The following is a 381-nucleotide window of genomic DNA, read 5'->3' as shown; positions in this document are numbered from 1 at the left end:
AATAGCGAAAGATCTTATTGAAGCCAATTTTGATATAAAAGACCTAGAACTTAGTGATTTCAAGGTTCGCGATCATAAGAACCTAGAACTACTCCTTAAAAGTGAAGATGGAAAAGTTTTGGTAAAGGTCGATGGAAAGACAGGAGATATAATGGATTACTTTGTGGAAATTACTCCTGAAAAAGCTGAAAGAATAATCTCGAAAAAATATCCTGACTGGCGAATAAAGAAAATAGAAGAATTAAAAGATAGCTATAAGATAGAACTCGAAAATGACAGACTTTTACTAAAACTCTCTCTTGGTAAAGATGGGAAACTACTAACAGAAGTCGATAAATATTTGAAAGAAGATGTTGTGAAGAAAATCGTGGAGGAGTTCTT

The 381-nt window shown here is 32.8% G+C and carries 1 pseudogene; it reads left to right on the top strand.

From position 1 onward, the window contains the following. A pseudogene (locus tag E3E23_RS09925) lies at positions 1-381 on the top strand (restriction endonuclease); the annotation flags it as partial.

It is taken from the genome of Thermococcus sp. CX2 (assembly GCF_012027555.1).
In the GTDB taxonomy this organism is placed as follows: domain Archaea; phylum Methanobacteriota_B; class Thermococci; order Thermococcales; family Thermococcaceae; genus Thermococcus.
This window is presented reverse-complemented; position numbering and strand designations above follow the sequence as displayed.